The organism is Ruegeria sp. F5 (assembly GCF_056533845.1).
On the sequence record NZ_JBQFOU010000025.1, the window covers coordinates 42,909 to 53,085 of the forward strand.

General features: G+C 56.7%; 10 protein-coding genes. 3 read left to right on the top strand and 7 right to left on the bottom strand.

Annotated features, from left to right (window positions below; translation table 11 throughout):
- The first annotated feature begins 151 nt into the window (after positions 1-151).
- Positions 152-1,105, top strand: a complete 954-nt coding sequence (locus ACR0K1_RS23165) for a LuxR family transcriptional regulator (RefSeq protein ID WP_480852003.1) — start codon at positions 152-154, stop codon at positions 1,103-1,105.
- Between the two features lie 96 nt (positions 1,106-1,201).
- Here the strand turns inward: ACR0K1_RS23165 and ACR0K1_RS23170 are convergent, their stop codons facing one another.
- The 6 genes from ACR0K1_RS23170 to ACR0K1_RS23195 are packed head-to-tail and all read right to left on the bottom strand — an operon-like array spanning position 1,202 to position 7,590.
- On the bottom strand, positions 1,202-1,591 hold the full coding sequence (locus ACR0K1_RS23170; RefSeq protein ID WP_480852013.1) for an enolase C-terminal domain-like protein: 390 nt from the start codon (positions 1,589-1,591) through the stop codon (positions 1,202-1,204).
- Positions 1,592-1,637: 46 nt separating this feature from the next.
- Positions 1,638-3,149, bottom strand: a complete 1,512-nt coding sequence (locus ACR0K1_RS23175) for an AMP-binding protein (protein WP_480852004.1) — start codon at positions 3,147-3,149, stop codon at positions 1,638-1,640.
- A complete protein-coding gene (gene sauS / locus ACR0K1_RS23180; protein WP_480852005.1) occupies positions 3,146-4,567 on the bottom strand; it encodes an acylating sulfoacetaldehyde dehydrogenase in 1,422 nt (473 codons plus the stop codon). Before sauS ends, ACR0K1_RS23175 begins: the two co-directional genes overlap by 4 nt.
- Positions 4,568-4,622: 55 nt before the next feature.
- Positions 4,623-5,582 (bottom strand): Bug family tripartite tricarboxylate transporter substrate binding protein, encoded by a 960-nt coding sequence (locus tag ACR0K1_RS23185; protein ID WP_480852006.1) that lies wholly within the window; start codon positions 5,580-5,582, stop codon positions 4,623-4,625.
- 44 nt (positions 5,583-5,626) lie between these two features.
- Complete coding sequence (locus tag ACR0K1_RS23190; protein WP_480852007.1) at positions 5,627-6,082, bottom strand: tripartite tricarboxylate transporter TctB family protein; 456 nt, start codon at positions 6,080-6,082, stop codon at positions 5,627-5,629.
- Complete coding sequence (locus tag ACR0K1_RS23195) at positions 6,079-7,590, bottom strand: tripartite tricarboxylate transporter permease (RefSeq protein WP_480852008.1); 1,512 nt, start codon at positions 7,588-7,590, stop codon at positions 6,079-6,081. The genes ACR0K1_RS23190 and ACR0K1_RS23195 overlap by 4 nt, the downstream gene beginning before the upstream one ends.
- A 113-nt stretch (positions 7,591-7,703) precedes the next feature.
- On the opposite strand from ACR0K1_RS23195, the gene ACR0K1_RS23200 reads away from it, so the two are divergent.
- Both ACR0K1_RS23200 and ACR0K1_RS23205 read left to right on the top strand, forming a co-directional pair.
- The gene (locus tag ACR0K1_RS23200) at positions 7,704-8,732 is read left to right on the top strand and encodes a LacI family DNA-binding transcriptional regulator (RefSeq protein WP_480852009.1); all 1,029 of its coding nucleotides are present in this window, start codon (positions 7,704-7,706) and stop codon (positions 8,730-8,732) included.
- Between the two features lie 314 nt (positions 8,733-9,046).
- Positions 9,047-9,229 carry a hypothetical protein gene (locus ACR0K1_RS23205; protein ID WP_480852010.1) on the top strand — a complete coding sequence of 61 codons (183 nt, stop codon included), beginning with the start codon at positions 9,047-9,049 and terminating at the stop codon, positions 9,227-9,229.
- Between the two features lie 114 nt (positions 9,230-9,343).
- Here the strand turns inward: ACR0K1_RS23205 and ACR0K1_RS23210 are convergent, their stop codons facing one another.
- Complete coding sequence (locus ACR0K1_RS23210) at positions 9,344-9,973, bottom strand: response regulator transcription factor (RefSeq protein ID WP_480852011.1); 630 nt, start codon at positions 9,971-9,973, stop codon at positions 9,344-9,346.
- Positions 9,974-10,177: the final 204 nt, after the last annotated feature.

Genomic DNA, 10,177 nt, shown 5'->3' on the forward strand with positions numbered 1-10,177 from the left:
CACCGCACCATCAGCGAGTTTCCGCCTCGTTTCCGATACCAGAACAGAAATCTGCCTTCCGCTGTGATTGTCTACGGGAATTCCCGAGTGTTTTATAAGAGATTGGGTTGTTATGTGGCTTGGGACGCTCCGGGCTATGGGAGAACGATCCATGAAAATCGCGGATATTGGCAATTCTGAACTTGATTTCCGGCAAACCGGAGAGGCGCGCCTTCAGGAAATTTGTTTCAGGTTCGGATTGGAAAACGCCTCGTACGCCCATATCGACAAACATCATAATGTGGTTCACGGCTGCACCACGTTTTCAGAAGAATGGGTCAATTACTACGTTGATAACGAACTGATCCTGATTGATCCTCTCATTCGGTTTGGCGCCACCATGATTGCGCCAATTGACTGGGCGGTGTTTGACGATGAGCCTGATCACGCGCCGCTATTTGAAGCGGCCAGGCAATTTGGTGTCGGAGACAACGGTCTTTCCATTCCGGTCATCAATCCTTTTGGTGAGCGCGGCGTCTTTACAGCAACGTCCAATCTGCCTCAGTCCGATTGGAACCCCTTGGTCGCGCAAATGCTCCCTGCCCTACGTCATGAAGCGCAGGTTCTGCACCTGCTTGCACTCGATGTAATTGGCACGACATTCAACTTCTGCGCGGACGCACTCTCAGATCAGGAGATGGATATCCTGAAAATGCTTGCATCGGGAATGATCCCATCCGTCATATCGCGACAGACTGGCCTCTCCTTCCGATATGTGCATGCTCTCACATCCTCAATTGTCACCAAGCTCAAGTGTCGGACAAGAGAACAGGCTGTCGCGCGCGCTGTCAGCACGGGTATTGTCAAATGGACCGATTTCTTTGCGGACCCAGTTGCCGAACTTGCAGATGCCAAAAGACGGATACTCTGTGGTGGTATCGTGCGTTGGTCTGGCAGATATCACGAGTTGATCCCCTTCGAAGAGGGTCGAACGATGCGGAATCTTGATAGCTTTCAGGCGGTTCAGCTCCAAGAAATTGCCGACAACTTCAATCTGGATGTGAAAAGGATTCTTGAAGAGATTGGGCTCAACCGGGATCAATGCGCGTGGATCAGGTACCTCTGAGTTCTCCCGAGAAATTGGTACAGAAATTGATTCTTGCATCTAACCATCTGTTTCGAAAGCCCTTCGGTTAGACTGAATATCTCCAATTCCGCTAGTTCAAGCGACACGTTTGTGCATGAACGCTCCCATGATTGCTTTGTCGGAGATTTCCTGCCCCAGACCAGGCCTTTCCGGTACGCGATAACGGCCATTCTCCGGTTGGTAGTCGTGTTTGCACAGGGCAACCACGTCGGGATGTGTAGAGCGGAAGTGATGTTCATGGATGCAGAAATTCGGGATCGCCGCCTGCAAATACAGCGCTGCTGCGGTCGAAATTGGCGAGCCGGCGACATGTGCTTGCACTGTGGCGTCAAACACTTGCGCCATGTCGCAAATCTTCTTGGCCTCGGTCAACCCGCCGACGCAGCAAATATCCGGCTGGATCAGCTGGATCGCGTGCTCGCGGAACGAGCAACGGCCGTTGAAATACCTCAGATCTGCAACAATGTAGAAAAGGTCAGCAGTACTTCGTTAGTAATAAAACTGCAGTGGGTTACGTCCTCGAACCACCGATCTTGTCGTTGAGAATCTCGAGTATTCTGTTTCTTTGTATTTTCCCTGATGGCCCTTTTGGCAATTCCGGCACGACATGGACTTGATCGGGGGATTTGAACCGACCCAGCTTGGTTTCGCAAATCTGCAATAGGGTCAGCGACGTCAGCTCGGATCCGTCCCGGATTTTCACGGCGGCCTCAACGGTTTCACCATAGCTGCGACAGGGGCGCGCAAAAGCTGCGGCTTCAACAACGTCGGGATGGGAGTACAGCGCTTCGTCGATCTCACGCGGGGCGATATTTTCACCGCCTTTGATGATCAGTTCTTTCAGGCGGCCGGTGACATAGACGTACCCATCCTCATCCATACGCGCCAGATCACCCGTACGCAGCCAGCCATCGGCTGTAAAAGTACCTGCAGTCGCATCCGGGTTCTTGAGATATTCAAGCATGACGTTCGGTCCGCTTATTACCAACTCACCTTCAGTCCCATGTGGAACCCGTTGCTGATTTAGGTCCAGAATCGCGGCGTTATTTCCGTACGCAACACCTGGTGAGCCGATCTTGCGCACGCCTGGCGGAAGGGGGTTTGACAGGATCTGCGCCGCAGTTTCCGTAAGCCCCATAGTTTCGATGATGGGTACCTCGAACCGCTCTTCAAATGCGCGTTGCACATCGGGTGCAAGCGCGGATGACGCGGACCGCCCGAACCGCAACTGCTGTCGCGTCTGGGCATCTGGGTTGGTGTCGGAATGCAGTAGATGAGAGATGATTGTCGGGACCACCGAAAACCATGTAGCATGCGTTTTCCCAACGTTGTCCCAGAACCGGCTTGCCGAAAACCGTTCGCACATGGCCAGCGATCCACCCGAGACGAGCGTTCCCATCACCGTCACGCAAAGCCCGTTGATATGGTAGATCGGCAAAACACAGAAGCCACGGTCCGTGTCTGACAGCTCATGCGCGATGGCAGTGGTCCAGCCGCCAGCCAACAGGCTGGAATGGGTGTGAACGACACCTTTGGGACGGCCGGTTGTGCCAGAAGTGTACATGAGCAATGCGTGATCGTCAGGCGTCAGATCGTAAAGCTCGGCAGTGGCGTCACTGGCGTCAGTGACCTGCAAAGCCGTGGTCACCGCAGGATCGGCAGTTCGGTCAAACAACTCGGTTTGATCCGGGTGCACAAACGCAAAGCGCGCGCCGCTGTGGTCAAGCGCGTAGGTCACGGCACTGTCGCCCGCAACAAGATTGATCATGGTTGCCCGGAACCCACCACACAGAACGCCGAACAAGGCAATCAGCGCCTCGCGGCAGTTAGGGTAGACAAGGGCGACACTTTCGCCTTTTTGCACGCCCAGGCGCGTCAACATGCTTGCCACGTTTCGGGACGAGCTGCGCAGCTCCGCCCAGTTCAGATCCGGTGCGCCATCGGGGAACACAAACCCGGTTCCGCCCTGGTCGGCCCTGCGGTCCAGCCAGTCGCGGACTGTGCCTTTTGGCGGTTCCATCATTGCCCGGCCTCCTGCCAATACGCGCCGAAAACATCCTCAAGCGCGGGTTCGCGCGGGGCTATTTCACGCACGATTTTGGTCGTTTGGACGAAGTGCCGCCAATGCAGGTTGGTATCGATTGAGTTTCCGCCCCAGCTGCCGCATCCCATGGACAGGGAAAAGGGCATTCCGTTGGTAAAGCTGCCACCGGTGGCAAAAGTGTGCGCCTGATTGACGATGACTCGGCAGGTTGGCAGTTCGCGGCCAAGCTCGACCGCGCGCGCGTCGTCGCTGGTGTGAATTCCGACCGAGTGTCCGGCCCCCTGATGGGCCAGAACACGGGCTGCGGTGGCTTTTGCGGCGGCATAGTCCGAGGCCCGGTACAGGGCCAGAACCCGGCTCAGCTTCTCTCCGGACAGAGGGTGTTCGGGGCCGATCCCGTCGGTTTCGACCGCCAGAAATTTCGTGCTTTCGGGGGCTTTCCCGGCCATTCCCAGCGCCTCAAGCATCTTGTCGGCGTCCTGAGCGATGGCTGAGCGGTTCAGGTGTCCATCCGGCCAAAGCCGCGCGACGATCCCTGCTTCGTCAGAGGTGGGAACCAGCGCGCCGCCCTCAGCAGCCATTGCGGCAATAAAATCATCATAGATTGCATCCACCACGACAACCGCGTTTTCGGACGAGCAGGATGTCGCGTTGTCAAAACATTTCGAGGCCGTGATTTTGGCCGCAGCGGCCGCCAGATCGGCTGTTTCATCGACGATCACCGTGACATTGCCCGCGCCAACCGCGACGGCGGGAGTGCCGCAGGACTGTGCCCGGTGCACGTTGTTCTGGCTGCCGGTGCAGATCACGCGATCCGAGATCTCCATCAGCCGTTGCGTTTTAGCCTTTGACCCCGGTGCGGGGATCATCTGGACCAAATCCGGGTCCAGTCCAAGCTTGTCAAACTCGGCGTGAATGAAGCTCAGCAGCAGTTCGCAGGATGCCACGCCCTTGGGCGAGGGGGCGACGACGATCGAGTTGCCGCCCTTCAGAGCATTGATAATGTTGTTGGCCGGCGTTGCCGCAGGATTGGTCGATGGAACCACCGCGCCGATCACGCCGATGGGGCGGGCGATTTCGGTGATGCCTGATTCAGGATCGTCACTGATGACGCCATATGTCTTTGCCTCGGCAATATCGCGCAAAAGACCCAGCGTCTTGCGGTGGTTTTTGGTGATCTTGTCAGGGACATTGCCTAACCCGGTGGTTTCCACGGCCAGTTCTGCCAACGCCAGATTGCGCGCGGGCTCCATGATCGCCCAACCCGCTGCCAGCGCCGCCTTGTCATAAAGCGCTTGGCTGCCTGCGGCTTCATAGGCGATCTGGGCCTTGCGGGCGCGCGCCATTTTCCGGTCAACCTCGGCGATCTCGGGGGATATCTCGTTCGGAGCGTTCATGTTCATCCTCGATTTGTTGTCCGGGGCGGGCATGACCCGCCCTGATTTGGGTCGGTCAGAGACCGGCCAGCAGTTCGTTCAAGGTCTGTTGGCGTTGTGCCCACATCTCGATCACTTCGTCACGCGTCATGATGTGCATGGGCGAGCCGCCTGCTTCCATCTTTTTGGTAACGCGCGAATTGGCGAACATCTCGGGCACTGTGGCAGCCAGTTTCTCAATAACCTCGGGCGGCGTTCCCTTGGGGACCATCACCCCCCGGAAATTGACCGAGGAATTGTCCACTTCCAGACCCTGTTCCATCATCGTCGGTACATCCGGCAGGAAGGCGTTGCGCTCAAGATCGGCGACGCCCAGGATTTTGACGTTGCCCGCCTCTTGAGCGCGGAAGGCATCGGACAGGTTGTTGATGCCGCCCATGACCTCGCCGGCAATGACGGCTTTCATGGCCGCAGCTCCGCCGCCTTTGGTCGGGATGTATGCCATCTTGGTTCCCGCTGCTTTGTCAATCTGCAACGCGGCAATGTGGTGACCCACAAAGAGACCCGCGCCCGAGACGGTCAGCTTGCCCGGATTTTCCTTGGCGTAGGCCACGACGTCTTCCATCGAGTTGAATTCGCTGTCGGCACCAACCACGAACACAGCCGGGTCTGCGCCCCAGTTTGCAATGGGCTCAAAGCTGTCCGCCGAATACTCGACACCACCCTTGATCGACTGGGCGATGAAATGGGGTACGTTGTAGGCGGCTAGAGTATAGCCGTCCGGATCGGCCTGCGTGGCGAACCAGTTCCAGCCAACGCGCCCGCCTGCACCGGGTTTGTTGATGATGGCGATGGGCATCCCCAGCGCATCCTCGTTCCCGGCGGTCATGGTGACAATCCGTGCCTGAAAGTCGGTGGCCCCACCAGCCCCGTAGCTGACCATCATCATCAACGGTCGTTCGGGATATTCCTCGGCCATCGTCGCTCCCGTTAGGCCCACTAGGGCCAATGCTGCTCCTGCTATCAATCGTTTCATTTTGCGTTTCCTCCCTGATTTGGTTCATCCGCGCACCTTCGCGGTCAGAACAGAATTTCTCTTGGTGTGTAGACGTTCAAAAGCATCGCAAAGAGCCCGTACATCACCGCCACAAAGACTGCTGTGATGATCCCGCGTTTTATCCAGCTTTTGGCTTCGGTATGCGGTGCGGGGTCGTAGATCGACAGCAGGATGAAAAAGGCAACGGTGGTCGCGGTGTAGAACCCTAGCGATTTTGCGGCCCAGAACACGTAGATCAGCGCGATGATCAGACCGGGCAGCATGTTCACAAACATTGTCCGCGTCACGCCATTGCCGACTTTGGACAGCCCCATGACGGCTTTTCCAAATGTCCATCCCGCCAGAACGACGAACACCGTTGCGATCAGACGCGGGAACAGGAATGCCTCTGCCGGTTGCTGGGTATAGCTGACCCATGTGACCCAGAGCCCGACGGCAAAAACCAGACCTGACCCGAAGATATGCTGCGAGCGGTTCATGCCTGTGCCTCCTCTTTGGTGGTGTAGCGGCGGCTGCGCAGCTCCATCCAGGCCGAGTAGGCAATCGAGGCCAGAACGACGGCGATCAGGAACAGGTTCAACCCACCGGTCAGGAAGTACGACGCCTTGCCTACGGTCGCATCAGCAATCATTCCGCCCTGGATAAAGTTGGCCTCGGCGATTGGGCCGAGGATCAGACCCAATACCAGCGGTGCGGCTGAAAAGCCGAAACGTTCCAAAAAGAACATGCCGATGCCGAGGCACGCCATGACGTAGACGTCGCCCATTGACCCCTGAACCGAGTATGCGCCGAAGACCGACAGCGCCAGAACGATGGCGGCCATAACCGATTGCGGAACCTGTGCGACGCGCGCTGCAAGACCAGCGACGTAAAGGCCGAAGATACACATCAGCACCTGCCCGATCAGCATCGAGTTGATGAAGGTCCACGCCACATCGGGGTGATTATCGAAAAGGTCTGATCCCGGGAAAATCCCGTGGATCAGCAATCCACCCAACAGCACTGCGGCGGTCGGGCTGCCGGGAATAGACAGCGTCAGCAGCGGGACCAGCGACGGCCCGACCATTGCGTTGTTAGCGGACTCCGCGGCGATCACACCCTCGGAATAGCCGGTGCCGAACTTGTCCTTCTCGGCCGAGAACTTCTTGGTCTGATCATAGGCGACGAGACCCGCGATCTGCCCACCAACACCTGGGATCAGGCCGATGATCGAACCTGTCAGCGTTCCGATGCTCAGCGCGCGGGTGCGGCTGAACAGTTCCCTGAACGCAGCCATGATCGAGTGGCGCTGCACTTCGATCACTTCGGCGCCTGTGTTGTGACGCCCTTTGGCGAACATGGTCAGCACCTGCGGGATCGCAAACAGACCAATCAACGCTGCGATGATATTGATGCCGCCGCCAAGAGCCGGGTGGAAGATAAAGCGCTGCGCGCCCATGATGTCGTCGAACCCGATCGTGGCCAGCCACAATCCGATACAGCCTGACAGTAGGCCTTTGACCACTGACGCGGAATCCAGTGTGCCGATCACCGTGACCCCCAGAATGGCAAGCCAGAACAGGTGCGACGGGCCAAAGGCCAGCGCCCATTTCGCCAAGACTGGGGTCAGAAAGATCAGTAGCAGAACACCAAAGATGCCGCCCACGGCCGAGGCGAGAAATGACAGTTGCAGGGCGCGAGCACCCTGACCCTGTTTGGCCATCGTGTGTCCGTCCAGAGTGGTGGCAATGTTGGCCGGAGCACCGGGGATCTTAAGCAGAATGGCGCTGACCGCCCCGCCGGCCACAGTCGAGGTATAGGCCGCCCCCAGCAAGATCAGGCCCTGCGCTGCCTCAAGTTGGAAGGTGAATGGGATCAACAGGGCCACTGCCATCGTTGGCGACAGGCCGGGTGTCGCGCCCAGGATCAGCCCGCCGATCGTACCGCCCAAAAGCAGCAGGAACGACATCGGCGTGAACACATCTCCAAAGTAGTAAATGAATTCCATCCAGGGCCTCCCAACCCGTCTGTTCGCCCGTTTAGCTTTGTTGACAAATCAGGGTAGGCAATGAAAATAGTATTGCAAATGTTTTCATTAAATTGGTCGTGCGGGGTGAATTTATGGCGAATTTTCATAGGGGTAAGGTGGACATCGTTGCAGTTGCAAAGGCCGCAAAAGTGTCACCGTCCACAGTTTCTCGCACCTTCAATCACCCTGATCTGGTAAACCCCGCGACTCGCAAAAAAATCAACCAGGCTGTTCAGAGACTGGGGTATATCCGTAACCGGGCGGCCCAAACCATGCATGGCAAAAGGTCGGGCACGATCGGTCTGGTCGTACCGACGATCAATCACGCCATTTTTGCCGAAGTCATCCAAGCCTTTTCAGATTCCATCGATAATGCCGGGTTTAGCCTGCTGTTGGCATCGCATGGCTATGATCTTGATCGGGAATACGCGATGGTTCGCAAGCTTTTGGAACACCGCGTGGACGGTGTGGTCCTGGTTGGGTTGGAGCATTCGGACGCCACCAAACGCTTGATCAAGCAGCAAAAGATTCCGACATTGGCAATCTGGAACTATGCACCAGACTCGCCCTTTCCATGTGTGGGGGCGGACAACCATCTGGCCGGGCGTCTTGCGGCCGCGCACCTGTTGGAACTGGGGCACCATGACATCGGGTTGATCTTTCCGGAAACCCAAGGAAATGACCGCGCGCGACATCGCCTGTCCGCGGTGCATGACGCACTGGGTGAGCAGGGGGTTTCGGTACCCGATGACCACGAAACACAGGCCCCCTACAGCGTTTCTCAGGCGAAACAGGCGGCTTTGGCCCTTCTGACGACGTCGAAAAGGCCGACAGCACTGCTGTGTGGCAATGACGTCATCGCGCAGGGGGCGTTGTTTGCGGCCCAAAAGCTGGATTTGCGCGTTCCTGAGGATTTGTCGATTATCGGTATCGGAGATTTCAAGGGGTCCGCTGATGTTGAACCAGGGCTCACCACTATTCGCATTCCAGCAACAACCATTGGAAAACTCGCAGGCGAAAGATTCACCAATTACATTACGTCAGACGATCCAGATCACTTCAGTATCTGCTGCAAATTGGAGTGCGTCGTCAGAGGAACAACTGGTCCAGCGTTAGTATAGGTTCAACGTCAGAACAAAATTCTGGTCAACCTAATGCGAATGCCAAACCATAGTGAAGTCAAAACGTGGGGCTTGACCTGCATGCAGCAACAAGAAGCAAAATTACCGGAAATCTCTCCTGAAACAAGCGAAGCGATGTCGCCCGTAAACCAGTGGTTTTTGAGCGCTGGTCGCGACAAGGCAAACGTTTGTGAGCTGTTAGAGTCCCTGAAGTTTTCTAGGGCGGGTTGCATCAATCGAACGGTCGAAAGTCCCCTACCCTTCGCTTGACGCTGGGTTTGAGGAACGGACGTGCAGGATACCAAGGAACGAAAATGCAGACACAGCAATCGAACGAGCGAGCGAAAAGAGCCGAACCGATCATAGAAGTGCAAGATGCCAATACTGGCAAAACAGTGGTGCTAGTCTATGCGTGGAACAACGGACAGGTAAGCGTAGCATCTAACAGTGGGTTAAAGGTGGTGGAGCTTTCTCCTGATGCGCGCCTTCGTCTTTGAAAAGGTAGCTCGTTCTGCTGCTACAATGGCAAAAGACGTACAATTCACATAATTTCACTTACACCAAGATATTGCGTGTTCGATAGTACACGCCCGGCTATTGGCGCAATTCAATTAATCTGAGGCTGCGCCAGAAGAGTAGAAGAATGCAATCGCTTGAGTCCGATTTTTGACTGAGAGCTTTTCATATATATTGGACAGGTGAAATTTCACCGTGTTGGTCGATATCTGCAGTTCCTTGGACAGCTCGCGGTTGGACAGACCCCGGGCCAAGGCCTCGAGAATGGCGCGCTCTTTCCGGGACAGGTTTTGGATCGGGTCCTGCTGCATCTTGCGGACATCGATGAACGGAAACACCATCTTGCCAGCGGCCACATCGGCGCAGGTTTTCAGCAGGCCCTCAACCTCGGTGGACCGGGCGGCGAACCCCGCCGCCCCCGCCTGCATCGCCAGCCGTGGAATATCGCCGGTCGCATCGCCATAGACAACGAAGCGCGGCGCGTTGGCCTGCTCGCGCATCACCTCGATCAGCTTGGCCGCGCCCAGAACCGGCAGGTTCCAGTCCACCACACCGACCTGAACCGGGACCCGCATTGCCGTTCCCAGAAACCCCTCGGCGGTGGCCGATGTCGCGACCAGAGAGAATCGGGGGTCGCGCTCGAAAATCTCGGACATGGCGGACAGAACCAGCGGATTGCCATCCGCAAGCATGATGTCGATCCGGTTATTGCAGAGGTCAATCATCTGATTTTGCCCTGATTTTTCCGAAACCCACCCGAACGGGTAGGTACGGTTTTGGTATACACTGGTATTTTTACCGCTTTGGGTAGGAAGTTTCCCATACTTTTAGGCATCCAAAAGCAGTAGTAAGTTACGTTGCGTCGTAGGGCAAGTCCGCGTTTTCTGCTCGGCAACGTACCACACCGGGCCTCAGCGCCCAGCCAGTTG

Coding starts and splice junctions, on each gene's coding strand:
- ACR0K1_RS23165 (WP_480852003.1), top strand. CDS start 152: ATGAAAATCGCGGATATTGGCAATTCTGAACTTGATTTCCGGCAAACC.
- ACR0K1_RS23175 (WP_480852004.1), bottom strand. CDS start 3,149: ATGATGGAACCGCCAAAAGGCACAGTCCGCGACTGGCTGGACCGCAGG.
- sauS (WP_480852005.1), bottom strand. CDS start 4,567: ATGAACGCTCCGAACGAGATATCCCCCGAGATCGCCGAGGTTGACCGG.
- ACR0K1_RS23185 (WP_480852006.1), bottom strand. CDS start 5,582: ATGAAACGATTGATAGCAGGAGCAGCATTGGCCCTAGTGGGCCTAACG.
- ACR0K1_RS23190 (WP_480852007.1), bottom strand. CDS start 6,082: ATGAACCGCTCGCAGCATATCTTCGGGTCAGGTCTGGTTTTTGCCGTC.
- ACR0K1_RS23195 (WP_480852008.1), bottom strand. CDS start 7,590: ATGGAATTCATTTACTACTTTGGAGATGTGTTCACGCCGATGTCGTTC.
- ACR0K1_RS23200 (WP_480852009.1), top strand. CDS start 7,704: ATGGCGAATTTTCATAGGGGTAAGGTGGACATCGTTGCAGTTGCAAAG.
- ACR0K1_RS23205 (WP_480852010.1), top strand. CDS start 9,047: ATGCAGACACAGCAATCGAACGAGCGAGCGAAAAGAGCCGAACCGATC.
- ACR0K1_RS23210 (WP_480852011.1), bottom strand. CDS start 9,973: ATGATTGACCTCTGCAATAACCGGATCGACATCATGCTTGCGGATGGC.